This window comes from Pseudomonas corrugata (assembly GCF_050920615.1).
GTDB classification, from domain to species: domain Bacteria; phylum Pseudomonadota; class Gammaproteobacteria; order Pseudomonadales; family Pseudomonadaceae; genus Aquipseudomonas; species Aquipseudomonas corrugata.
Map to the genome: position 1 here is coordinate 5338729 of NZ_CP130434.1, position 23077 is coordinate 5361805.

Below are 23077 nucleotides of genomic sequence, written 5' to 3' on the forward strand. Positions count from 1 at the left end.
GTCAGTTCAGGTAAGGGGACCAGGACGGTTCTCTGACTTCGCCTTGAGCGGTAGGAAGCGGGAGCCTCACGCGTCCATTAATGGACACGAGCATCAAGACTCCCCGGCCCTGCTGGCGGGTGGCGTAGATTACCATGGTGCCGTTGGGCGCAACAGTGGGTGACTCGTCCAGAGTGCTATCAGTGAGGATTTTTACGCTGCCGCGCTGAATATCCTGGGCTGCCACCTTGAAATTGGTGAAACCGTCCTGGCGATGGATCATCACCAGGGTCTTCTCGTCCGCCGACAGTTTAGGGTTGGCGTTGTAGTTACCGATGAAGGTCACGCGCTCGGCACCGCCGCCACTGGCACTGGTCTTGTAGATCTGCGGCTTGCCGCCACGGTCGGAGGTGAAGTAGATGGTCGAGCCATCCTTGCCCCAGAACGGTTCGGTGTTAATGCCCGGACCGTTGGTGACACGGGAGATCGAACGCGAAGCCAGGTTCATCACATAGATGTCCGGATTACCGTCCTTGGACAGTACGAACGCCAGGCGGTTACCGTCCGGCGACCAGGCTGGCGCGCCGTTCAGGCCTTCGAAGTTGGTGATCTGCTCGCGGCGACCGGTATCGATGTGCTGCACGAAAATGCGCGGACGCTTCTGCTCGAACGACACGTAGGCGATGCGCTTGCCGTCGGGAGCGAAACGCGGCGACAGGATCGGCTCGCGCGATTGCAGCAGGGTGACCGCCCGGGCGCCATCGTAGTCGGAGCGCTGCAGGGTGTAGCGAGTGTTTTTCTCGGAGAACCGCTCGGCCGTCACGTAGAGCATGCGAGTGGAGAATGCACCCTTGATGCCGGTGAGTTTCTCGAACGACTGGTCAGAGATGTAGTGCGCCATGTCACGCAGTTGGTCAGTGCTGCCCGACACACTGCCGGTCAGTACCTGCTGCTCGGTGGCGACGTTGAACAGCGCGTATTGCACCTGCAGGCGGCCGCCGGCCGGAACGATGCTGCCGACCATGATGTACTGCGCGCCCAGTGCCTTCCAGTCACGGTAGATGACTTCGCTGGCCTGGGTGGGCAGGCTGATCATGTTCTGCTTCGGAATCGGCGCGTAATAACCCGAGTTGCGCAAGTCATTGCCGATGATTTCCGCCATGTCGTCCGGCAGTACGGTTCCGCCCTGCCAGCCGAACGGTACGACGGCGATCGGAGTCGCCCGATCGCTGCCGCTGGTGACCAGAATGTTCTTTTCCTCTGCCACCGCTATCCCTGCCAGGCAGCAGATAACGACAAGCATTCCTCGAAGAAGGTTTCTCACAAGGCTAGATCCTCAGGTGTGAATGTCATCTTGAATGAACGATAGGGAGCAAAATCGCTCGGTTTCATTCCTTGCATTTCCGTCAATCGTCCGATGTTCTTGACCGCCGCGACTGCCGAAGCGTCGAACGGACCATCGCCGCTGGACTTGGACACCGTGACCGAGGTCACCGTACCGTCAGGCAACATACCGATCTGCAATACAACCGTCATACCCTGGCGCGCCGATGGCGGACGAGCCCAGCCCTCTGCCGCCCGGGCACGAATCAGATCATCGAAGCTACCGGCGACTTCATCGCCTTGCTCATCGGCCAAGGCCTGCTGGCGCTGCGGCGTGTCGGAAAGCAGATCTGCCAAGGCCTGAGCCTTTTTCTCTTCGGCAGACTTGCGCGCTGCATCCTGGGCCTTTTTCTTGGCGGCATCGGCGGCGGCTTTCTTCTTCGCATCTTCAGCGACTTTCTTCTTCGCCTCGTCAGCTTCAGCTTTCTTCTTGGCGTCTTCGGCCGCTTTCTTCTTCGCGTCCTCGACAATCTTCTTCTTGGCCTCTTCGGCGGCCGCTTTCTTGGCCTCTTCCTCAGCGGCTTTCTTGGCTTCCTCTTCGGCTTTCTTCTTGGCTATATCAGCCAATTGTTTCTCTTCTGCCTTCTTGGCCTCGGCTTTTTTCGCCTCATCGGCTTTCTTGGCCTCGTCAGCTTTTTTCGCCTCGTCGGCCTTCTTGGCTTCTTCGGCCTTTTGAGCAGCTTCCTCTTTCTTTTGTTCCGCCGCCTTTATCGCTTCCTGCTCAACCTTCTTCTGCTCCATCTGCTCGACCTCAGTCTGCCGAGCAGCGGACTTCTTCGCCTCGCCGGCCAGCTTCTGGTTGGTCTGCGTAGTGGCTTGGCTCTTCGACTTGAGCTGGTAAAGGGTCGCCTGCACGATCGGCTTGGCCGGCGGCAGTTCCGGCGTCATGGCAAAACTGACGAACAGCATGCCGAACACCAGCACGTGCAGGCCGATTGCCAGGACGCTGGGCCAGAAGTAGCTTTCCGAGGCGGACGGCTCTCGCTGTTGCTGCATCAGGGCGCCTCGGTGATCAAGCCAACATTACCGACCCCGGCTTTCTGCAGACCGCCCATCGCGCCCATCACGGCACCGTAGTCGACGGTCTTGTCACCGCGAATGAAGACCTGGGTACGTTTGCCGGCGTCATTGCCGACACGAATGATCTTGGTCACCGCATCGGTCATCTGGGGCAGGGTCATGGCCCGGTCCTGCTGCTTTTCGGTGTCGACTTCGCTGCCAAGGTTCCAGTAGTAGGTCTTGTCAGCCTTGATCGAAATGGTCAGGACTTGGGTGTTGTTGTCCTGCGGCAAGGCTTCGCTGGAAACCTTGGGCAGATCCACCTTCACGCCCTGATTGAGCATCGGCGCGGTTACCATGAAGATGACCAGCAGTACCAGCATCACGTCGATGTAGGGCACCACGTTCATCTCGGCAACCGGCTTGCGCTTGTTTCGGGCTCGAGCGATTAAAGCCATCGGGAAATACCTGCTTATTCTTCGCTGGTGTGCACTTTGCGGTGCAGGATCGCCTGGAATTCATCGGCGAAGGTGTAGTAACGGCTGATCAGCGTCTCGCTGCGGGCAGCGAAGCGGTTGTAGGCGATAACGGCCGGGATGGCCGCGAACAGGCCAATGGCGGTGGCGACCAGGGCCTCGGCGATACCCGGGGCTACGGTGGCCAGGGTGGCCTGCTGGGCGGAGGCCAGCCCACGGAAGGAGTTCATGATCCCCCATACGGTACCGAACAGGCCGATGTACGGGCTGACCGAACCGACGGTGGCCAGGAACGGCAGGCTCTGCTCGAGCTTTTCTTCCTCGCGGGAAATGGCCACGCGCATGGCACGTGCCACACCTTCCATCACTGCTTCAGGGTCGACGCCCGGCTGCTGGCGCAAACGGGAAAACTCCTTGAAACCGGCACGGAAGATCTGCTCCACCCCCGAATCCGGATCCGGGTTGCTGCCCGCCTGGCGGTAAAGCTTGGACAGGTCGATACCCGACCAGAAGCGCTCTTCAAAGCTCTCCAGGGCACGGCGACCGGCGCGCAGCAGGTTGCTGCGCTGAAAAATCATGATCCATGAGGTCACCGATGCGGCTACCAGGGTCAGCATTACCAGTTGCACCACGACGCTGGCATTGCTGACCAGGCTCCACATGGAGGTATGGTCGACGACGTTAGCTTCCACGCTTTATCTCCTGCTCTGAGTGTGTACCCGCGCCGCTCACGCCGGCAAAGGCCGTGCGTAGAGCTTCGGGAATGGCCCGGGGTTTCAAACTATGGGTGCGCACACAGGCCACCAAAAACTGCCCTTCACAGAGCAGCGCATTATCCGTAGCCCGCCTGACCTGCTGCTTGAAACGCAGGCTGACACGGTTCAATTCAATGACATCGGCACTTACCAGAAGCTCGTCGTCCAGTCGCGCCGGCGCGTGGTAGCGCGCTTCGCTGGAATGCACGACGAATAACAGGTCCTCCCCTGCCAGCGCGGATTGGGCGAAACCCAGTTCCCGCAGCCGTTCGGTTCGAGCCCGTTCCATAAACTTGAGGTAATTGACGTAGTAAACGATGCCGCCAGCATCGGTGTCCTCGTAATAAACGCGACAGCGATGTGCGAACGACTCCAGCCCGTTTTGCGCGCGCATACTCTAGTGCTTACTCCTCGGGTTGCCAATCGGCGGCAACGGTTTTTTCATTCTCGAGTGCATAGACGCTCCGGACGTCGTCTGGGACAGCACAATCCGGAAAAAAGTCGCCGCACAGAAGTCGTTCAATCGTCCACGGCATCGATGAATTCGTCTACCACCGGCATCTCGCCCATTCGTGTCGGGATGTTTAAGCCGAAGTGCAGGTAAGCATGGCGCGTCACCACCCGTCCGCGAGGGGTGCGCATGATGTAGCCCTGCTGGATCAGATACGGCTCCAGTACATCCTCGATAGTGTGGCGCTCTTCGCTGATGGCCGCGGCCAGGCTGTCCACGCCCACCGGGCCACCGTCGAACTTCTCGATCATGGTCAGCAGCAGGCGCCGGTCCTGGTGGTCGAAGCCACGCTCGTCGATATCCAACAGGTTCAACGCCAGGTCGGCAATCGGCTTGGTGATGTGACCCTTGGCCCGGACCTCGGCAAAATCCCGGACCCGGCGCAGCAAGCGGTTGGCGATCCGCGGCGTACCCCGGGCCCGACGCGCCACTTCAAACGCGCCATCCGGGTCCAGCGGCAATCCGAGGATGCCCGCCGAACGGCTGACGATCGTGGCCAGGTCCGCGTTGCTGTAGAACTCCAGGCGCTGGACGATACCGAAACGGTCGCGCAGCGGGTTGGTGAGCATGCCGGCACGGGTGGTGGCGCCCACCAGGGTGAAGGGCGGCAGATCCAGCTTGATGGAACGCGCCGCCGGACCTTCGCCAATCATGATGTCGAGCTGGAAATCTTCCATGGCCGGATACAGCACTTCCTCGACAATCGGCGACAGCCGATGGATTTCGTCGATGAACAGCACGTCATGGGGTTCGAGATTGGTCAACAATGCCGCCAGGTCGCCCGGACGCTCAAGGACCGGACCGGATGTACTCTTGATCGACACGCCCATTTCCTGGGCAATGATGTTGGCCAGGGTGGTCTTGCCCAGGCCCGGCGGGCCGAAGATCAAGGTGTGGTCCAGCGACTCGCTACGCCCCCGGGCCGCCTGGATGAACAACTCCATCTGCTCGCGCACGGTCGGCTGGCCGATGTAATCGGCCAGGCTGACGGGGCGAATCGCACGGTCCTGGACTTCCTCGCGGTCACGGGGCGCACCCGTGGCGGCGATCAGACGGTCAGCTTCAATCACTTAGATCATTCCCTTCAGGGCACGACGAATCATGTCTTCAGTACTCAAGCCTTTTTCCTTGATGGCGGAAATCGCCTTGCTGGCTTCCTGCGGCTTGTAGCCCAGGGAAATCAGCGCAGTGACCGCGTCGTTCTCGGCACTGGCCGCCGGCACCGGCGCATCCGGCTGGTTCGGCACCAGCGCGAACATGGCTGGCACCGCTTCCCAGGCCTTGAAGCGGTCCTTGAGTTCCACCAGCAGGCGTTCGGCGGTTTTCTTGCCGACACCTGGCACCTTGGTCAGGGCCGAGGTGTCCTGGGATTGCACGCAACGCACCAGTTCGTCGACTTCCAGGCTCGACATCAAGGCCAGGGCCAGTTTCGGGCCGACGCCATTGAGGCGGATCAACTCACGGAAGAAATCCCGCTCACGCTTGCCGACAAAGCCATAGAGTAACTGCGCATCCTCGCGCACGACCAAATGGGTGTGCAACGTCAGCGGCTCACCGACCGACGGCAAGCGATACAGCGTAGTCATGGGCACTTCCAGCTCATAGCCAAGACCATTTACATCCAGAATCAGATGCGGCGGCTGTTTTTCCGCCAGAGTGCCGCGCAAGCGTCCAATCACGTTTCAGATCCTTGGGCGTTGGCCAGCCGCTGGCTGGCGAATAAGAGCCCGGGCATGAAGGCCGACGACACAGGCGCTACAGACTCGGGCTGATGAATGAGTGCGCTGATGCTATCAGAGACGCAGGCGCCCGCCACGACTGCGTGCGGTTCCCAGGCCGTGAGGCAACAGGCTTGAGCGGGTATGGGCATGGCAAATGGCAATGGCCAAGGCGTCGGAGGCGTCAATCTGCGGCTTGCTGACCAGCTTCAACAGGTGCATCACCATCATTTGCACCTGCTCCTTGTTTGCCGCCCCCGTTCCGACGACCGCCTGCTTGACCTGGGTCGCGGTGTACTCGGCGATCTCCAGGCTTTCCTCGGCACCGGCAACAATCGCCGCGCCACGGGCCTGTCCCAGCTTCAAGGCAGAATCGGCGTTGCGCGCCATGAACACCTTTTCGATGCCCATGGTGACCGGACCGTAGGTCTGGATGACTTCGCGCACGCCGCGATAAACGATCTGCAGGCGCTCATGCAACTCACCTGCCCCGGTGCGGATGCAGCCGGACGCGACATACACACAGCCGCGTCCGGTGTCGCGAACCACGCCGTAGCCGGTAATGCGCGAACCGGGGTCGATGCCAAGGATTAAAGTCATAACGCCTGCGGCTTGAAGATGGAATTATTTGAACCTGTGGGAGCGAGCCTGCTCGCGATGGCGATCCTCCTGCAACTTTTTTGCAAACTGGACGACCGCTATCGCGAGCAGGCTCGCTCCCACATTCAGAACGGCGACGACGAGTCAGCCCAGCTGTTCGGCCACTGACTCCGGAATATCGGCATTGGAATAGACGTTTTGCACGTCATCCAGGTCCTCGAGCATGTCGATCAGCTTGAGCACTTTCTCGGCGCCTTCAAGATCCAGTTCGGCGCTGGTGGTCGGCTGCATGACGATTTCCGCGTCGGCCGGCTTGAACCCGGCCGCTTCCAGGGCGTTGCGCACGGCATAGAAACTGGCGAACGACGTGAACACGTCGAACGAGCCGTCTTCATGGCCAACCACGTCATCGGCGTCGGCTTCCAGGGCGGCTTCCGTCAGGGCATCTTCATCCAGGCCCGGCGCGAAGCTGATCTGCCCCTTGCGCTCGAACAGATAAGCCACCGAACCGTCGGTGCCGAGGTTGCCACCGCATTTGCTGAAGGCGTGACGCACGGCCGCCGCGGTGCGGTTACGGTTGTCGGTCATGCATTCGACCATCACCGCCACGCCACCCGGGCCATACCCTTCGTAGGTCAGCTCTTCAACGTTGTCGGCCTCGGTCGCACCAGCGCCACGGGCAATGGCCCGGTCAATGATGTCGCGGCTCATGTTGGCGCCGAGCGCCTTGTCCAGAGCCAGGCGCAGACGCGGGTTGGACCCCGGATCGCCGCCACCCTGGCGGGCCGCGACCGTCAGTTCACGGATCCACTTGGTAAAGATCTTGCCCCTCTTGGCATCCTGACGTTCTTTGCGGTGCTTGATGTTCGCCCACTTGGAATGACCTGCCATAACTCGCTCCGGTTCTTCTTGAAACGTTGCCCGCCCTGCGCTCGCGCAGTGGCAGACAAGCAGAAATATCGACACCAACGAAAAGGCGCATCCGAAGATGCGCCTTCAGGTGTCAGCCTTACTCAGCCTTTGGCTGTTCACGCAGACGGATATGCAGCTCGCGCAGCGCCTTGGCATCCACCGCCCCCGGAGCCTGGGTCATGACATCGGCCGCGCTCTGGGTTTTCGGGAATGCGATCACCTCACGAATCGACTGGGCGCCGGTCATCAGCATCACCAGGCGATCCAGACCGAAGGCCAGGCCACCGTGGGGTGGTGCACCGAACTTCAGGGCGTCGAGCAGGAAGCCGAATTTCTCTTCCTGTTCCGCTTCGTCGATGCCCAGCAGGCGGAACACCGCCTGTTGCATGTCCTTGCGGTGGATACGGATCGAACCGCCACCCAGCTCGGTACCGTTCAGGACCATGTCGTAGGCCCGCGACAAAGCGGTAGCCGGGTTGGCTTCCAGCTCTTGCGGCGTGCATTTCGGCGCGGTGAACGGGTGATGCAGGGCGGTGAAGCTGCCATCGTCGTTCTCTTCGAACATCGGGAAGTCAACGACCCACAACGGCGCCCATTCGCAAGTCAGCAGCTCGAGATCGTGACCGACCTTGATCCGCAACGCACCCAGGGCTTCGCTGACGATCTTGGCCTTGTCGGCGCCGAAGAACACGATGTCGCCATCGACCGCGCCGACGCGATCGAGGATCACATTCAGGTTGGCCTCAGGGATATTCTTGACGATTGGCGATTGCAGGCCTTCGACGCCTTTGGCGCGCTCGTTGACCTTGATGTACGCCAGGCCCTTGGCACCGTAGATGCCGACAAACTTGGTGTAGTCGTCGATCTTGCTGCGCGGCATGCTCGCCGCACCCGGCACACGCAAGGCGGCTACGCGGCATTTCGGATCGTTGGCCGGACCGCTGAAAACCTTGAATTCGACGTCCTTGAGCTGGTCGGCCACGTCCACCAGTTCCAGCGGGATACGCAGGTCCGGCTTGTCGGAACCGTAGCGGCGCATGGCCTCGTCCCAGGTCATGTGCGGGAAATCACCGAATTCCAGACCCAGCACTTCCTTGAACAGGTTGCGGATCATGCCTTCGGTCAGGCCCATGATGTCTTTTTCGTCGAGGAAGCTGGTCTCGATGTCGATCTGAGTGAACTCAGGCTGACGGTCGGCACGCAGGTCTTCATCGCGGAAGCACTTGGCGATCTGGTAGTAACGGTCGAAGCCGGCCACCATCAGCAGTTGCTTGAACAGCTGCGGCGATTGCGGCAGGGCGAAGAAGCTGCCGGGGTGGGTACGGCTCGGCACCAGGTAGTCGCGGGCGCCTTCCGGCGTGGCGCGGGTCAGGATCGGCGTCTCGACGTCGAGGAAGCCGTTCTCGTCCAGGTAGCGACGGATGCTGGTGGTCATGCGCGAACGCAGGCGCAGCTTCTCGGCCATTTCCGGACGACGCAGGTCGATGAAGCGATAGCGCAGGCGGGTTTCTTCGCCCACGTCGGAAAACTCGTTGAGCGGGAACGGCGGGGTTTCCGCTTCGTTGAGCACTTCCAGCTCATGGCCCAGCACTTCGATCATGCCGGACGCCATGTTGGCATTGCCGGCACCGGCCGGACGCAGGCGCACCTTGCCGGTGATCTTGACCACGTATTCGCTGCGCACGCGGTCGGCGGTGGCGAAGGTTTCAGCACGGTCCGGATCGAACACCACCTGGGCCAGGCCTTCACGATCACGGATATCGAGGAAAATCACCCCGCCATGGTCACGGCGACGATGGACCCATCCGCAAAGAGTAACTTCCTGACCTTCCAGGCTTTCGTTCAGTTGGCCGCAATAATGGCTGCGCATCATGGTAGTGGTTTCACTTCTCGTAATTCGACATTCGGTTGGAGGCCCTGCCCATGCAAGAACCCGCACGTATTCATCTCAGTCAGCTTTGTCGCCACCGGCGAGGTTCTTCTTGGCGCCGGTCTTGAAGTCGGTTTCATACCAGCCCGTACCGCCGAGGCGGAAGCCCGGCATGGACAGCATTTTTTTCAGTTCCGGCGCCTGGCAGGCAGGGCAGTCGACCAGCGGTGCTTCGCTGATCTTTTGGATGGCTTCCATCTGATGACCACAGGAAGCACATTGATAGTCGTACATCGGCATGGATTGTCTCGGCGATCAGGTTAATCGCGCAAAAGCTGGGCTTTGCGGCAAAGAGCGGGATTATATCCATTAAATGCAGCCTGTGCAGCCGTAGGGGCGTTCTCCATTCGTTTCCCATGTAATGGGGAAACGAATCTGGAAGCCCCCAAGGCTGCCCAAGACACCTAGCGGCCCCGCCGAGTCACTGCGGGGTCTCACGCCAGTGACGCTGCACGACCTCCATACCGGCCTCTTTCAAACTGTGCACCACGCAGACAACACGCACCAGACCGCTGAAATTGCGGACCCCGCCATGGCGCAAGTGCACCTCCCTGTCGACATGGGACAACAGCGTGTTGATGGAACAGTTGTTGAGCTGGGCCATGTCACCGAGAATTTCCCAATAGACCCGTTCCAGCCGAAGACAGGTGGCGAACCCGTTCAAACGGATGGATCGGGACAAGGGCCGGGCCAGCTGCATATCGAACCCACTGACGAACGGGTCGATAGCGATGGACTGCGCCCCCTCCCTCGGTTCTTTTCCTTGAATCATACCGTCGACACTCCTTTGCCATACGAACCTCTCAGTCAGGACAACTGGTGCCCTATGGAAGCTCAACGGAGTTGCCAGATCCAGATGACTTCTTGACCGGCAACGTAGGACAAGCCAACAGCAGACGGACGATGAATTACTCCGTCCTACACACGATGGGTTACACCAACAGCAGGCGCACTACTCATCGGAAAGCCCGATACAAGGAACCAACGACTGCGACATACGGGCGATGACGGTCACAGACCCCACCATCGCCCGCCAGAGGCTTACCGTTCGTCCAGCAGAGAGCGCAGCATCCACGCGGTCTTTTCGTGAACCTGCATGCGCTGAGTCAGCAGGTCGGCGGTCGGTTCATCGCTGACCTTGTCCAGCAGGGGGAAGATGCCACGAGCCGTACGCGTCACCGCTTCCTGACCGTCGACCAGTTGCCGGATCATGTCTTCGGCACTGGGCACACCCTCCTCTTCCTTGATGGAAGACAAGCGTGCATACACCGAATAAGCACCTGGCGCGGGAAAGCCGAGCGCACGAATGCGCTCGGCAATCAGATCCACCGCCAGCGCCAGTTCATTGTATTGCTCCTCGAACATCAGGTGCAGGGTCCGAAACATCGGCCCTGTGACGTTCCAGTGAAAGTTGTGGGTCTTGAGATACAACACGTAAGTGTCCGACAACAGACGTGAAAGCCCGTCGACGATGGACTTGCGATCTTCTTCACTGATTCCGATATCAATTGCCATGTTGGTTGATCTCCTGACGGTGATGAATTCCACAGCGTAGCGGGTGTTGTCGCCAGTAGCCTGCGACAAATCGCCAGCCCTCCTGAACCGACAAGCCAGGACGCCGGACGGTTCCGCTGCCAGAAGGATAAGCGCCCCCTTCTGTGGGAGCGAGCCCGCTCGCGATGGCGGTCTGTCAGTTGCTGAAGGTATTGCTGATCCGCCGCCATCGCGATCAGGCGTGCAGCTCTCCGGCCGACGAACAGCGCGGCACGCACCTGTTACGAGTTTGAGAAGGCCCCGGCTTTGCTGTTAAATAGGCAGTGTGTCGCTACGCCTATTTTCCCGGGTGTGGCGCATAGGCTGATTCGGGTACGTGTCCAGCGCCTCTCATTGTTCTGAAGCGAACCGTCCCCGACCAGCTCTTCCTTGTGATCCGTCTTAACCGTGAGCCAATCAAAATGTTGAAAATCGTCCACTTGCTAATGGGCGCAGCTGCCCTGCTGCTGTCCTTCATCCCTAGCCTGGGTTCCGAAGCAACACCTTACCTGCAACATCCCGATGCGCTTTACCTGGCCTTCTTCGGCCTGCTCAACCTGACCCTCGCACCTGTCATTCCTTACTGGCACAAAGGACCTCGTCATCAACTGCAAAACCTGGTCAGCGTACTGCTGGTGCTGGCCGTCGCCCTGCAAACCCTGAGCCTGCTGGCTCCGATGCCGGAAATCGGCGGTCAACCGGCCGTCCTGTTCAGTCTCACAGCGGCGCTGCTGGCCGTGGCACTGCACCTGGCCGTCAGCTTCTACAAGAAGTCGTCGCCGTCTGCCGCGCCCCAGAACTACGACATGTCCAACCGCGATACCGGCACTGTGAAGTGGTTCAACACCTCCAAGGGCTTCGGCTTTATCTCCCGCGACTCCGGCGATGACATTTTCGTGCATTTCCGGGCCATCCGCGGCGAAGGTCATCGCGTATTGGTCGAAGGCCAGCGCGTGGAGTTTTCCGTGATGCACCGCGACAAAGGCCTGCAAGCCGAAGACGTCATCGCCGCACTGCCGCGACGCTGATCCCAGGCATGAAAAAAACCGCGAGCAGCCAGGCTGCATCGCGGTTTTTTTTATGACTTGTCGCAGGCTGATCAGTAATGTGGGGGCGGCGCCTCTTCCTCGACGGATTCAAACTGCCCAGCCATTTCCTCCTGCCGCTTGAGCAATGCCGTCATCTGCAGCTGCAAACGCTCGACGACTCGCTGCTGCTCCACCAACACATCATTCAACGCCTGGATGGTGTCATCCTGAAATGCCAGGCGAGTTTCCAGATCGGTAACACGCGCCTCAAGATCCACGGTTCAACCCTCCATAAACTTGAAATCATCGGTCAGGGCCATCCGCAACCGCTCGCGAATGGCCGTCACCTGCTGTTCATTATAAGGCCGGGCCGGGTGCTTGCCCCAGACCGGCGACGGCCAGGCCGCATCCTCATGCCTGCGCACGATGACATGCATGTGTAACTGGCTGACGACGTTACCCAACGCCGCAACGTTCAATTTGTCGGCGTCAAAGGAGTCCTTGAGAATTTCGGCCAGCGCGGTGGTCTCTTTCCACAGCTGGCGTTGATCAACGTCATCGAGCTGAAACAACTCACTGATATCTTCCCGTCTTGGTACAAGAATGAACCACGGGTAATTCGAATCATTGGACAACAGCAACCGGCACAGCGGGAAATCGCCAATGGGCAGTGTGTCCTGTTGCAGTCGTGGATCTAAAACAAACACTGCCGGTACTCCTGGCTCGTTATGGGGGCTGCCCGGATTGGGCGCTTATCAGGTATTCGCAGCATACCCGCGAATAGGCGAACGTTCACTGCATACCCTTCCAGGCTTGACTGCCATGCCTGTTTTCGGGACCGATCTTCTTGAGGGCGGGCGGTTGGCGCACCCATTTGGCGCACCGGCCGCCCCGGAATCCGCGAGCAGCAGCCTCGGAATTCTTCGAAACACCAGCCTCGGGCGATTGACGAAGTTTTTTTTGCACCAAAACTGCACAAAGCGTCTACGCTAAATGCACGAAGCATCCGGGATTTACCCACCGACAGGGTGAACCGGTAACGTTTTTTGTTGTCGCGGGCTGTTTACAGGTTTCAAACACGATAGCGGTACAGCAGTCAACCCTATTTAAAACAAGGCCTTTGGGCCCCGGTTTCATGAGGTTTCACCGCGTCAAACAGAAGAGTGTGAAAAAAATGTGAACAAAATTCGGGTTTGTGCATGCTTGTTGCATTCCTCCCGGACATCGCCTTCAGGGAATCGTCGGAACGAAAACCTGCTGGCTTAAGAATAAAGTGGCAAGGTTGCCCTCAGGAGCTTCAAGCGCAGTAACGAAGGACTCTTTACGCCGACGCCGAAGAAAGACAAGCAACATTCAAGTTGCGAAACCCGATTGCGTCGGAGCAGCCCCATTACGACATGGATCGAGCCATTGGCGACATGGTCGTAAAGAAGCTGAAAGGTTGGATGGGCAAGTATCGCCAATAGGGTCGGCGTGATATAAGTTTGCGCCGGCACAAAAAGAAAGAGCCGCCCAGATAAAAAACAGGTGGGACGGCAGTACTCTTCTAAAAACCAAAGGAGCAAATCACGATGCGCGTGATGAAGTGGAGCATGATCGCACTGGCTGTATCGGCCAGCGTTTCGCAGTTCGCAGTGGCGTCTTCCCAGGACGAGTCCAAGGGCTTTTTTGAAGATCAGAGCCTGAAAGTTCTGACCCGTGCCCTGTACATGAACCGTGACTTCAAGAACAACCCCAGTACCGCTCAAAGCTATCGTGAAGAGAGCGGTCTTGCCGCTCGCGCGACTTACGAGTCCGGCTTCACCCAAGGTACTGTTGGTTTCGGTATAGACGCTCTGGCCAATGGCATGGTCAAACTGGACAGCGGCCGTGGCCGCACCGGTAATGGCATGTTCGGTTCCGATAGCGACGGCCGTCCGGAAGACACCCAATCCATCGCTGGCGGCGCGGTCAAGTTCCGTCTGTCCGACACTGTCCTGAAATATGGTAGCCAGTACGTTGCCAGCCCTGTCCTCTCCACTGACGACAGCCGCTTGCTGCCAGAAGTTGCTACTGGCACTTTGATCACCAGTAAGGAAATCAAAGGTCTGGAACTGAGCGCTGGTCACTTCACCGCGATCAGCGGGCAGAACCACATGGGTCACGACAGCATCAATGGCACCGGCCTGAAGTCCGCTGACATTGCTGGCGCAACCTACCAGTTCACTGACAATTTTGTAGCAGGTGTAGCGGCTTCCGACGTTGAAGACAACTACAAGAAGAAATACCTCAACCTGAACTACACTCTGCCGATCAACGAAGATCAGTCCCTTAACTTCGACTTCAACGGCTACGACAGCAAAGACCAAGGTCAGAAACTCAGCGGTGACGTTGATAACCGTATTTGGTCGCTCGCAGCAGCTTATAGCATTGGTGCTCATAAATTTACCCTGGCTCACCAGCGCTCCACCGGTTCCAGCGGTTATGTCTATGGCGCTGACGGTAACGGCACCATTTTCCTCGCCAACTCCATCCAGTACTCCGACTTCAACGGCGAAGACGAGCGTTCCTGGCAGGCTCGCTACGACCTGAACATGAAAACCTATGGCGTTCCTGGCCTGAGCTTCATGACCCGTTACGTCAAGGGTGACAACATTTCCACTGGTGCCGACGAAGGTAAAGAGCACGAGCTGGATTTCGAAACCAAGTACGTTATGCAAAGCGGACCAGCGAAAGACCTGTCTTTCCGTCTGCGTAGTGCGTTCTATCGTGCCAACACTTCTTACAACGGTATCAATGGCAACGACAACAACGACTTCCGCGTTATTGTCGAATATCCACTGAGCATCTTGTAATTCAGTGCTGAGTTGATAGCTACACCGCAATAAACAAAAACCGCTCACCTGATCCAGGTGAGCGGTTTTTTTATGCGCCCGATAAAAACAGGCAACGCAACCTCATAAATAGCAAGCTAACTAAATACAGCTTGACCCCAGCGACAGGTTATATCCGAGCTCGTTATCGCGCCGTCTCTTCCTGAACAACCCGAATCACCCGCTGCGGAAACGGAATATCAATACCCGCCGCTTTCAACCGGTCACGGGATTGTTCGTTGAACATGAACATTACATCCCAGTAGTCCGCCGTCTTGACCCATACCCGCAAAGACACCGTGATCGAACTGTCACCGAGTGTGGAAATCACAGCTTGAGGAGCCGGGTCGCTAAGCACCCGCTCATCCTTCGCCAGATCCAGCAACACCTGCCGGGCTTCTTGCAGATCTGCCTGGTAATCCACCCCCACATCGAACACCACTTTGCGGGTCGGCTGACGATTGGTGTTGGTGATGATGCCGTTCGACAGGTTGCCGTTAGGCACGATCACCGTCTTGTTGTCACCGGTGCGCAGCACGGTATGGAAGATCTGGATACTGTCTACCGTGCCGGCGACACCTTGGGCTTCGATCCAGTCACCGATACGGAAGGGACGGAACAGCAGGATCAGCACGCCGCCGGCGAAGTTTGCCAGGCTGCCCTGCAATGCCAAGCCGATTGCCAAGCTCGCCGCACCGATGGCGGCGACGAACGAGGTGGTTTCCACGCCGATCATCGAGGCAACGCTAATCGCCAACAGTATCTTCAGGATGACATTGACCAGGGTACTGATAAACCCTTGCAGCGCCAGGTCAGCATTACGCAGGGCCAGCAGCGCACCCAGTTTTTTCGTGACCTTGTTGATCAACCACCAGCCGATGGCCAGGGTGATGACCGCCAGCAGCACTCGGCTGCCGTACTCCATGACCATTGGTATCGCGGCCTGGGAGGTTTTGATCAAATGATCCACTTCTGCATTCAAGTCCATTCGACTCTCCTTATTACCATAAGCACGAATGTGGCGAGGGAGCCTGCCCCCTCACCACCTTATTCCTGAACAGCCTGACGTCCTGTCAGTCGCGGAAGTTATTGAACTGTAGCGGCATACCGAATTCCTTGGCGCGCAGTGCCGCGATGGCTTCCTGCAGGTCGTCGCGCTTCTTGCCGGTAACCCGCACCTGCTCGCCCTGGATGGCAGCCTGTACCTTGAGCTTGGCATCCTTGATATGAGCGACAATCTTCTTTGCCAGCTCCTTGTCGATGCCTTCCTTGAGCACCGCTTCCTGTTTCATCACCTTGCCCGAGGCATAGGCATCCTTGATCTCAAGGCATTGCACATCGATCTTGCGCTTGACCAACGCAAGCTTGAGGATTTCGATCATCGCCTCGAGCTGGAACTCGGCTTCGGCGGTCAGGTTGACGGTCAGGTCCTTCTCCTTGAACTCGAAGCTGCCCTTGCCCTTGAGGTCATAACGACGGTCGAGTTCCTTGATGGCGTTTTCAACCGCGTTGGTGGCTTCGTGCTTGTCCAGTTCGGATACCACGTCGAATGAAGGCATGTAGAGTTCTCCAATAAAAAAGGCGCCCCCGTGATAAAGGCGCGCGCTTGGCTTGTGGTTAAAATCGCGCTCATTATAACGAGTCTTTTCCAGCCGATACTGTGAGCCCCCAAGATGCCCGCACCAAACCGAGTAAAAAGCTGATGCCTACCACCTGGCATGTCCTGGGGGCCGGCAGTCTCGGCACATTATGGGCCGCGCGCCTGGCTCGGGCCGGTCTGCCGGTGCGGCTGGTGCTGCGCGATGAAGGCCGGTTGCAGGACTATCGGAGCGCCGGAGGCCTGACATTGGTGGAACAGGGCCAGCCGCAGTGCTACCCGGTACCGGGCGAAACAGCTGACGCTCCCGAGCCGATCAGGCGCCTGCTGCTGGCCTGCAAGGCCTATGACGCGGAAGCGGCGGTGGCCTCCGTGGCCCATCGCCTGGACGCCGACTCGGAACTGATCCTGTTGCAAAATGGCCTCGGCAGCCAGGACGCGGTGGCGAACCGCGCGCCCCAGGCCCGATGCATCAGCGCCTCCAGCACCGAAGGTGCGTTCCGCGACGGTGACTGGCGCGTGGTGTTCGCCGGTCACGGCTACACCTGGCTGGGTGACCCCGCCCATCCCGTGGCGCCGTTCTGGTTGGACGACCTGAGCGCCGCCGGCATCCCCCACGAATGGAGCGCGGACATCCTCACCCGGCTCTGGCGAAAACTGGCGCTCAACTGCGCGATCAACCCGCTGACCGTGCTTTATCACTGCAAGAATGGCGGCTTGCAGGAGCATCGCTGCGAAGTGGCAACGCTGTGCGCGGAACTCACCGATCTGCTCGAACGCTGCGGCCAGCCCGCTGCGGCTGAAGACTTGCAGCCGGAAGTCGAACGGGTAATCCAGGCCACGGCGGCCAACTATTCCTCGATGCACCAGGATGTCGCCAACAAGCGTCGCACCGAAATCAGCTACCTGCTCGGCCACGCCTGCAAGGTCGCCCGGCGGCACGAGCTGGCGGTACCGCACCTGGAGCAACTGCGCCAGCGGCTGATCGGTCACTTGAACAACCTCGGATTGCCCAGCGACTGAGCAGCGGCTACGCTGGCCTCGTGTTCCTTTTCAGCGACGAATCTGATGCCATTGCGCCAGCGCCTTGAAAACCTGCCAGTCGGCCAGAAACTATTGGCCGCCCTGCTGGTGTTGTTGACCACCGTGTTACTGGTCGCCAACCTGACCTTTATCAGCGCCGCCTATTACATTTCCCAGGAAAGCATGGCCCCCCAGGCCCTGCAGACCATCGGTCGGCTGATCGCCAATCCGAGCCTGATCTCCGATGCCCTGCAATCGCCGCAAAGCGCCAAGCGCCTGCTCGACGAACTCAACAGCTACGCCCCGCTGCGGGCGGCGGCGCTGTATGACGGCGAGGGCGAGCGCCTGGCGCAACTGCAACAGGGTGCGAAGCTCAAGCTGCCGGATCACTTCAGTAGCGTGCAGGCCTGGCAGGCCGGTGAGTTTCGCAGTAACCAGGTCATTACCCTTCCCCGCCCCGGTACGGCGCCAGGCCACCTGCTACTGGTCGCCAGCAGTGAACTTCCAGCGGCGTTCTACACCGGCACCCTGACCGCCAGCCTCGGCATCCTGATTTTCAGCGTGCTGCTGTGGCTGGTCATTGCCCAGCAGATCAAACGCCTGATCACCCGGCCGATTCATCAACTGGAAGAACTGTCACGCCAGGTCACCCGTGAGGAAAATTATTCCCTGCGCGCCGCCCGCGGCAACCACGACGAAATCGGCAGCCTGGCCGAGGCCTTCAACACCATGCTGTCACGGATCGAGGCCCGAGAGCAGCAGCTCAAGCGTGCCCGGGACGACTCCCAGGCGGCCTATGATCAGGCTCAGGGCCTGGCGGAAGAGACCCGGCACACCAACCGCAAACTGGAGCTCGAAGTCCAGGTGCGCAGCAAGATCGAGAAAAAGCTCACCGGCTTCCAGAACTATCTCAACAGTATCATCGACTCCATGCCGTCGGCCCTGATCGCCCTCGACGAGCAGCTCTACGTCACCCAATGGAACCAGGAGGCCAGCGCCCTTTCCGGCACCCGGTTGGACGAGGCCCTGAACCAGCCGATCTTCCTTGCGTTCGAACCCCTCAAGCCGTACCTGCCGCAGCTCAAGCAAACGGTCGAGCAGCACACGGTGGCCAAGATCGAACGCGTCACCTGGACCAAGGACGATGAAGCGCGGCACTACGCCCTGACCTTCTACCCGCTGATGGGGGGCGCCGGGCGCGGGGTGGTGATCAGGATCGATGACATCACCCAGCGCCTGTCGCTGGAAGAAATGATGGTGCAGTCGGAAAAAATGCTCTCGGTCGGCGGCCTCGCGGCGGGCATGGCCCATGAGATCAACAATCCACTGGGAGCGATCCTGCACAACGTGCAGAACATCCGTCGACGCCTGTCACCGGAACTGCCCAAGAACCTGGAACAGGCCGAGCAGCTTGGCATCGAGCTGCAGGTGGTCAATCAATACCTCCAGGGCCGGGACATCCCGCGGTTGCTCGATGGCATCCAGCAGGCCGGCACCCGGGCGGCAAAAATCGTTACCCACATGCTCAGTTTCAGCCGTCGCAGCACCCGACAAATGGCGCCCTGCGACCTGCCGGCCCTGATCGACCAGGCGGTGGAGATCGCCGGCAACGACTTCGACCTGGCGATCGGCTTCGATTTCAAGGGCCAGGCGATCATCCGTCAGTTCGACCCGAACCTGGGCCCGGTACCCGGCACAGCAAACGAATTGGAGCAGGTGCTGCTCAACCTGCTCAAGAATGCTGCCCAGGCCATCCATCAACGCCAGGACGACAGCGAGCCCGGCCGGATTATCCTGCGTACGCGACTGAACCCACCGTGGGCGGAAATCCAGGTCGAGGACAACGGCATCGGCATGAGCGAGAACGTGCGCAAACGCACCTTCGAGCCCTTCTTCACTACCAAGGAAATCGGCCAGGGCACGGGCCTGGGGCTGTCGGTGTCGTATTTCATCATCACCAACAATCACAAGGGCCAGATGGAAGTGCAGTCGGCGCCGGGCCAAGGCACCTGCTTTACCTTGCGCCTGCCCCTGGCGGGCATTTCGATGATGCCCCAAGAACACAAGCAACTGGAGCGCTGAGCATGGGCTTTCGCCTGTCGAAGATTTACACCCGCACCGGCGACAAGGGTGAAACCGGGTTGGGCGATGGTCGTCGTGTGGCTAAGGACCACCCGCGGGTCGAGGCCATCGGCGAAGTCGATAGCCTGAACAGCCAACTGGGATTGCTGCTGGCGGGGCTCGCCGATGAGGCGAGCCGATACCCGGCGCTAAGGGAGATCATCGAAGTGTTGGCGCCCTGTCAGCATCGATTGTTCGACCTCGGCGGAGAACTGGCGATGCCGGCCTATCAGGCACTGACCACAGAGGAAGTCGAGCGACTGGAAGCGGCGATCGATCTGTGGAATGAGGAGCTGGGGCCGCTGGAGAACTTCATCCTGCCCGGCGGCTCGATTCTGGTGGCCCAGGCCCACGTCTGCCGTAGCCTGGCCCGTGGCGCCGAACGCCGTTGCCAGCAATTGAACGCCGTCGAGCCGCTGGCCGGGCCAGGATTGGCCTATATCAATCGGTTATCGGATCTGTTGTTCGTGGCGGCACGGCTGATTGCCCGGCACCAGGGGGTGGCGGAGGTGCTTTGGGTGGCGGCGGCCAAGCCTGGGGAGTGATCCGTCGTCTGTGAGGACGCCATCGCGAGCAGGCTCGCTCCCATAGCTGATCGCAGGTTGAATGCGATCCCCTGTGGGAGCGAGCCTGCTCGCGATGGCGTCAGCGTTTACACCACAGAATCAAGCCTCTGGCCAGAACGCCCGAATCCCCGCCACACCTTGCGCTCCAGCCTCCCAGGCCTTCTGCCGTTCGGCAGGCCCCACCCCGCCCAACAGATACACCGGCCGGTTGAAGCCCTCGATCAGCCGCACAGCCTCCGCCCAACCCAATGGCTGGGCCTCGGGGTGAGTCTGGGTTGGTTGCACGGGCGAAAGCGTCACGAAGTCCACATCCATCTGCTGCGCCAGGGAGAGCTCCTCGGCGCTGTGGCAGGATGCCGCCAGCCAGCGGTCCTTGCCAAACGGGCGACCGGCCGCCGCATGCTTGCGCAGTTGCGCGGCGGTGACGTGCCAACCGGCGGAAGGAAAGTCCCCCAGCCATTCGAACGGTCCCTTGAGCATCAACTGAGCCTTGCCGGCACACAAACCCACCGCATCTACCGCCAGATCACGGTACTGCGGATCGTAGCCATTGGGCGCCCGCAACTGGACCAGCTTGATTCCGCCCGCGATAGCCTTTTGCATGCCCCGTAACAGGGCCGGTGTTTCAAGGCCTTCCGGGGTGATCAGGTAGTCGCCGGGCAAACGAGCCGCGGCAACGATCGGCTGGTTGGCTGCCGGAAACTCATGATTGGCAAGATCGCGTGCCGTGACCCAGGCCAGCGGTTGCCCTTCGGCACCATGGGGTTCGCCGGAGAACGCCGAGACTTCCCAGACATCCAGCAAGACCTGCTTGTCCGGGTAATCGTGACGCACCTTGATCAACGGCCGAGCGGCGTCGACCATAATCCCCAGCTCCTCATGAAGCTCCCGGGCAAGAGCCGTCTCGACGGACTCGCCAGCTTCAACCTTGCCACCGGGAAATTCCCAAAGGCCACCCTGGTGCTGGGTATCGGCACGCCGGGCGATGAGGATCTTGCCGGCGGCGTCACGAATGACCGCCGCCGCTACGTGTACTCGTTTCACCGCGCTGTTTCCTCCAGACCGGCCTGTTGCCACGCCTTGAACGCCGGCCATTGGTAAAGGGTTTCAACATAGGCCGCATCGACCTCTGGCAGTTCCACCTGATAGGTACGCAGGCGCACGGCGACCGGCGCAAAAAACGCGTCCGCCAGGCTCAGGGAGCCAAACAGGTACGGACCGGCTTCAGTCGCCACGGCACGGCACTCAGCCCACAACGCCACCATCCGCTCGACTTCCAACTGGACATCAGCCGGTACGGGCGACAGCGGCGCGTCATGGGCCAGGTCAAATGGCATGTTGCTGCGCAGTGCAAAGAAACCACTGTGCATTTGCGCACAAGCCGAACGCGCCTGTGCCCGGGCGAACACATCCTTGGGCCAAAGGCCGGCGTCGGGAAACTGTTCGGCCAGGTACTCGGCAATCGCCAGGGAGTCGGCGATGACCCCCTTTTCGGTCTGGAGCAGCGGGACCTTGGCGGTGGCCGAATACTTGAGCAGTTTCTCCCGGGTGTCGGGTTGAAAGAGCCTGACCAGCTCTTCGGTGTACTTCGCACCGGTCAAGTCCAGGGCCAGCGCGGCGCGCAGGGACCAGGAGGATATTCTCTTGTCGCCGATGATCAGGTGCAGGCTCATGTCTGGAGTCCTTTCTTGTGGTTATTCAGAAATAGTACAGGTCTGTTCCGACGCCATCGCGAGCAGGCTCGCTCCCACAAGGATATCTGCAGGCTGGCATAAGCCTGTTTCCAGCACAAATCCCCTGTGGGAGCGAGCCTGCTCGCGACAGCGCAACTCGGCCCCAAGCCTTGTTAAGTCCGGTACTCGGCGTTGATCTTCACATACTCATGGGACAGGTCGGTGGTCCAGATCGTCTCGCTGCAATCACCACGCCCCAGTTCGATGCGGATGGTGATTTCTTCCTGTTGCATCACCGCCGCCCCTTGGGCTTCGGTATAGGTTGCGGCGCGGGCGCCTTTGCTTGCGATGCAGACTTCGCCGAGAAACACGTCGATCTTGCTCACGTCCAGGTCCGGCACGCCGGCACGGCCGACGGCAGCGAGGATCCGGCCCCAGTTCGGGTCCGAGGCGAACAGCGCGGTCTTGATCAGCGGCGAGTGCGCCACGGTGTAGCCGACATCCAGGCACTCCTGATGATTGCCGCCACCGTTGACCTGCACGGTCACGAACTTGGTCGCACCTTCGCCGTCACGGACGATGGCCTGGGCCACTTCCATGCACACCTCGAACACCGCCTGCTTCAGGGCCGCAAAGAGCGGGCCGCTGGCTTCGGTGATTTCCGGAAGGTTGGCCTTGCCGGTGGCGATCAGCATGCAGCAGTCGTTGGTCGACGTATCGCCGTCGATGGTGATGCGGTTGAACGATTTGTTGGCGCCGTCGAGCATCAGGTCCTGCAGCACCTGGCGGGAAACTTTGGCGTCAGTCGCGATGTAGCCGAGCATGGTCGCCATGTTCGGCCGGATCATGCCGGCGCCCTTGCTGATGCCGGTGACAGTGACCGTCACGCCGTCGTGCTGGAACTGACGGCTCGCGCCCTTGGGCAGGGTGTCGGTGGTCATGATGCCGGTGGCGGCGGCGGCCCAGTTGTTTTCCGACAGATCATCGAGGGCGGCCTGCAGCGCCCCTTCGATCTTCTCGACCGGCAGCGGCTCACCGATCACCCCTGTGGAGTACGGCAGCACCTGGGCGGCATCGACACCGGTCAACTCGGCCAGCTTGGCGCAGGTGCGCTCGGCGGCGGCCAGGCCCGGAGCTCCGGTGCCAGCGTTGGCATTGCCAGTGTTGGTCAACAGGTAGCGCACCGCCCCCTGGACACGTTGCTTGGCCAGGATGACCGGTGCTGCGCAAAAGGCGTTGAGGGTGAACACGCCGGCAACCGTCGAACCTTCGGCACAACGCATGACCACCACGTCCTTGCGCCCGGGGCGCTTGATGCCCGCCGAGGCGATACCGAGTTCAAAACCGGCAACCGGGTGCAACGTTGGCAACGGACCAAGACCAACAGCCATGAATGCGCTCCTCAATAAATGTATGTCTGA

General features: G+C 60.0%; 25 protein-coding genes. 5 read left to right on the forward strand and 20 right to left on the reverse strand.

What is annotated here, in order from left to right:
• Position 1: 1 nt before the first annotated feature.
• The 13 genes from tolB to QZH45_RS23945 all read right to left on the reverse strand — a co-directional run bounded on the left by tolB (position 2) and on the right by QZH45_RS23945 (position 10778).
• Complete coding sequence (gene tolB / locus QZH45_RS23885) at positions 2-1303, reverse strand: Tol-Pal system beta propeller repeat protein TolB (RefSeq protein ID WP_080686254.1); 1302 nt, start codon at positions 1301-1303, stop codon at positions 2-4.
• A complete protein-coding gene (gene tolA, locus QZH45_RS23890; protein ID WP_024779458.1) occupies positions 1300-2358 on the reverse strand; it encodes a cell envelope integrity protein TolA in 1059 nt (352 codons plus the stop codon). The genes tolB and tolA overlap by 4 nt, the downstream gene beginning before the upstream one ends.
• The gene (tolR, locus tag QZH45_RS23895) at positions 2358-2810 is read right to left on the reverse strand and encodes a protein TolR (protein WP_161796096.1); all 453 of its coding nucleotides are present in this window, start codon (positions 2808-2810) and stop codon (positions 2358-2360) included. The genes tolA and tolR overlap by 1 nt, the downstream gene beginning before the upstream one ends.
• 23 nt (positions 2811-2833) lie before the next feature.
• Positions 2834-3529, reverse strand: coding sequence for a protein TolQ (tolQ, locus tag QZH45_RS23900; RefSeq protein ID WP_024779457.1), 696 nt, complete (start codon positions 3527-3529; stop codon positions 2834-2836).
• Positions 3519-3986, reverse strand: coding sequence for a tol-pal system-associated acyl-CoA thioesterase (gene ybgC, locus QZH45_RS23905; protein ID WP_024779456.1), 468 nt, complete (start codon positions 3984-3986; stop codon positions 3519-3521). The genes tolQ and ybgC overlap by 11 nt, the downstream gene beginning before the upstream one ends.
• Positions 3987-4111: 125 nt before the next feature.
• The gene (ruvB, locus tag QZH45_RS23910) at positions 4112-5173 is read right to left on the reverse strand and encodes a Holliday junction branch migration DNA helicase RuvB (RefSeq protein WP_053192332.1); all 1062 of its coding nucleotides are present in this window, start codon (positions 5171-5173) and stop codon (positions 4112-4114) included.
• On the reverse strand, positions 5174-5782 hold the full coding sequence (ruvA, locus tag QZH45_RS23915; RefSeq protein ID WP_024779454.1) for a Holliday junction branch migration protein RuvA: 609 nt from the start codon (positions 5780-5782) through the stop codon (positions 5174-5176).
• Positions 5783-5896: 114 nt separating this feature from the next.
• The gene (ruvC, locus tag QZH45_RS23920) at positions 5897-6421 is read right to left on the reverse strand and encodes a crossover junction endodeoxyribonuclease RuvC (RefSeq protein WP_024776477.1); all 525 of its coding nucleotides are present in this window, start codon (positions 6419-6421) and stop codon (positions 5897-5899) included.
• A gap of 144 nt (positions 6422-6565) precedes the next feature.
• A complete protein-coding gene (locus QZH45_RS23925) occupies positions 6566-7312 on the reverse strand; it encodes a YebC/PmpR family DNA-binding transcriptional regulator (protein WP_039591693.1) in 747 nt (248 codons plus the stop codon).
• Between the two features lie 118 nt (positions 7313-7430).
• Positions 7431-9206, reverse strand: coding sequence for an aspartate--tRNA ligase (aspS, locus tag QZH45_RS23930; protein WP_024776475.1), 1776 nt, complete (start codon positions 9204-9206; stop codon positions 7431-7433).
• 75 nt (positions 9207-9281) lie between these two features.
• Entirely contained in the window at positions 9282-9503 is a 222-nt protein-coding gene (locus tag QZH45_RS23935; RefSeq protein ID WP_024776474.1) for an FmdB family zinc ribbon protein, read from the reverse strand.
• A 181-nt stretch (positions 9504-9684) separates the two neighbouring features.
• On the reverse strand, positions 9685-10035 hold the full coding sequence (locus tag QZH45_RS23940; protein ID WP_024776473.1) for a ribbon-helix-helix domain-containing protein: 351 nt from the start codon (positions 10033-10035) through the stop codon (positions 9685-9687).
• Positions 10036-10304: 269 nt separating this feature from the next.
• Positions 10305-10778, reverse strand: coding sequence for a Dps family protein (locus QZH45_RS23945; protein ID WP_024776472.1), 474 nt, complete (start codon positions 10776-10778; stop codon positions 10305-10307).
• A gap of 440 nt (positions 10779-11218) precedes the next feature.
• Between QZH45_RS23945 and QZH45_RS23950 the strand changes: the two genes are divergently transcribed.
• Positions 11219-11824 carry a cold-shock protein gene (locus QZH45_RS23950; protein ID WP_024776471.1) on the forward strand — a complete coding sequence of 202 codons (606 nt, stop codon included), beginning with the start codon at positions 11219-11221 and terminating at the stop codon, positions 11822-11824.
• A 71-nt stretch (positions 11825-11895) separates the two neighbouring features.
• Here the strand turns inward: QZH45_RS23950 and QZH45_RS23955 are convergent, their stop codons facing one another.
• On the reverse strand, positions 11896-12102 hold the full coding sequence (locus tag QZH45_RS23955; protein WP_024776470.1) for a SlyX family protein: 207 nt from the start codon (positions 12100-12102) through the stop codon (positions 11896-11898).
• A gap of 3 nt (positions 12103-12105) precedes the next feature.
• Positions 12106-12531: an HIT domain-containing protein gene (locus QZH45_RS23960; RefSeq protein ID WP_055135340.1), complete on the reverse strand. Its 426-nt coding sequence runs from the start codon at positions 12529-12531 to the stop codon at positions 12106-12108.
• Between the two features lie 864 nt (positions 12532-13395).
• Between QZH45_RS23960 and QZH45_RS23965 the strand changes: the two genes are divergently transcribed.
• Positions 13396-14658 (forward strand): OprD family porin, encoded by a 1263-nt coding sequence (locus tag QZH45_RS23965; RefSeq protein WP_024776468.1) that lies wholly within the window; start codon positions 13396-13398, stop codon positions 14656-14658.
• 163 nt (positions 14659-14821) lie between these two features.
• Here the strand turns inward: QZH45_RS23965 and QZH45_RS23970 are convergent, their stop codons facing one another.
• Positions 14822-15664, reverse strand: a complete 843-nt coding sequence (locus tag QZH45_RS23970) for a mechanosensitive ion channel family protein (protein ID WP_053192327.1) — start codon at positions 15662-15664, stop codon at positions 14822-14824.
• Between the two features lie 85 nt (positions 15665-15749).
• Positions 15750-16235, reverse strand: a complete 486-nt coding sequence (locus QZH45_RS23975; protein WP_024776466.1) for a YajQ family cyclic di-GMP-binding protein — start codon at positions 16233-16235, stop codon at positions 15750-15752.
• Between the two features lie 143 nt (positions 16236-16378).
• Between QZH45_RS23975 and QZH45_RS23980 the strand changes: the two genes are divergently transcribed.
• Genes QZH45_RS23980 through QZH45_RS23990 form a run of 3 tightly spaced genes read left to right on the forward strand, consistent with a single transcriptional unit; the run spans position 16379 to position 19962 of the window.
• A complete protein-coding gene (locus tag QZH45_RS23980; RefSeq protein ID WP_053192498.1) occupies positions 16379-17296 on the forward strand; it encodes a putative 2-dehydropantoate 2-reductase in 918 nt (305 codons plus the stop codon).
• A 45-nt stretch (positions 17297-17341) separates the two neighbouring features.
• Positions 17342-19378, forward strand: coding sequence for a sensor histidine kinase (locus QZH45_RS23985; RefSeq protein WP_053192325.1), 2037 nt, complete (start codon positions 17342-17344; stop codon positions 19376-19378).
• 2 nt (positions 19379-19380) lie between these two features.
• The gene (locus tag QZH45_RS23990; RefSeq protein WP_053192323.1) at positions 19381-19962 is read left to right on the forward strand and encodes a cob(I)yrinic acid a,c-diamide adenosyltransferase; all 582 of its coding nucleotides are present in this window, start codon (positions 19381-19383) and stop codon (positions 19960-19962) included.
• 120 nt (positions 19963-20082) lie between these two features.
• Here the strand turns inward: QZH45_RS23990 and QZH45_RS23995 are convergent, their stop codons facing one another.
• From QZH45_RS23995 to argJ, 3 genes are all read right to left on the reverse strand, one after another.
• The gene (locus tag QZH45_RS23995) at positions 20083-21027 is read right to left on the reverse strand and encodes a Nudix family hydrolase (RefSeq protein ID WP_053192321.1); all 945 of its coding nucleotides are present in this window, start codon (positions 21025-21027) and stop codon (positions 20083-20085) included.
• The gene (locus tag QZH45_RS24000) at positions 21024-21656 is read right to left on the reverse strand and encodes a glutathione S-transferase family protein (RefSeq protein WP_024776508.1); all 633 of its coding nucleotides are present in this window, start codon (positions 21654-21656) and stop codon (positions 21024-21026) included. Before QZH45_RS24000 ends, QZH45_RS23995 begins: the two co-directional genes overlap by 4 nt.
• Positions 21657-21829: 173 nt before the next feature.
• A complete protein-coding gene (gene argJ, locus QZH45_RS24005; RefSeq protein WP_053192319.1) occupies positions 21830-23047 on the reverse strand; it encodes a bifunctional glutamate N-acetyltransferase/amino-acid acetyltransferase ArgJ in 1218 nt (405 codons plus the stop codon).
• Between the last annotated feature and the right edge of the window lie 30 nt (positions 23048-23077).

Excerpts from the sequence above, each read along its gene's own strand:
- tolA (WP_024779458.1), bottom strand. The coding sequence starts at position 2,358 with ATGCAGCAACAGCGAGAGCCGTCCGCCTCGGAAAGCTACTTCTGGCCC.
- ybgC (WP_024779456.1), bottom strand. The coding sequence starts at position 3,986 with ATGCGCGCGCAAAACGGGCTGGAGTCGTTCGCACATCGCTGTCGCGTT.
- ruvC (WP_024776477.1), bottom strand. The coding sequence starts at position 6,421 with ATGACTTTAATCCTTGGCATCGACCCCGGTTCGCGCATTACCGGCTAC.
- QZH45_RS23925 (WP_039591693.1), bottom strand. The coding sequence starts at position 7,312 with ATGGCAGGTCATTCCAAGTGGGCGAACATCAAGCACCGCAAAGAACGT.
- aspS (WP_024776475.1), bottom strand. The coding sequence starts at position 9,206 with ATGATGCGCAGCCATTATTGCGGCCAACTGAACGAAAGCCTGGAAGGT.
- QZH45_RS23935 (WP_024776474.1), bottom strand. The coding sequence starts at position 9,503 with ATGCCGATGTACGACTATCAATGTGCTTCCTGTGGTCATCAGATGGAA.
- QZH45_RS23940 (WP_024776473.1), bottom strand. The coding sequence starts at position 10,035 with ATGATTCAAGGAAAAGAACCGAGGGAGGGGGCGCAGTCCATCGCTATC.
- QZH45_RS23945 (WP_024776472.1), bottom strand. The coding sequence starts at position 10,778 with ATGGCAATTGATATCGGAATCAGTGAAGAAGATCGCAAGTCCATCGTC.
- QZH45_RS23950 (WP_024776471.1), top strand. The coding sequence starts at position 11,219 with ATGTTGAAAATCGTCCACTTGCTAATGGGCGCAGCTGCCCTGCTGCTG.
- QZH45_RS23965 (WP_024776468.1), top strand. The coding sequence starts at position 13,396 with ATGCGCGTGATGAAGTGGAGCATGATCGCACTGGCTGTATCGGCCAGC.
- QZH45_RS23970 (WP_053192327.1), bottom strand. The coding sequence starts at position 15,664 with ATGGACTTGAATGCAGAAGTGGATCATTTGATCAAAACCTCCCAGGCC.
- QZH45_RS23975 (WP_024776466.1), bottom strand. The coding sequence starts at position 16,235 with ATGCCTTCATTCGACGTGGTATCCGAACTGGACAAGCACGAAGCCACC.
- QZH45_RS23980 (WP_053192498.1), top strand. The coding sequence starts at position 16,379 with ATGCCTACCACCTGGCATGTCCTGGGGGCCGGCAGTCTCGGCACATTA.
- QZH45_RS23985 (WP_053192325.1), top strand. The coding sequence starts at position 17,342 with ATGCCATTGCGCCAGCGCCTTGAAAACCTGCCAGTCGGCCAGAAACTA.
- QZH45_RS23990 (WP_053192323.1), top strand. The coding sequence starts at position 19,381 with ATGGGCTTTCGCCTGTCGAAGATTTACACCCGCACCGGCGACAAGGGT.
- QZH45_RS24000 (WP_024776508.1), bottom strand. The coding sequence starts at position 21,656 with ATGAGCCTGCACCTGATCATCGGCGACAAGAGAATATCCTCCTGGTCC.
- argJ (WP_053192319.1), bottom strand. The coding sequence starts at position 23,047 with ATGGCTGTTGGTCTTGGTCCGTTGCCAACGTTGCACCCGGTTGCCGGT.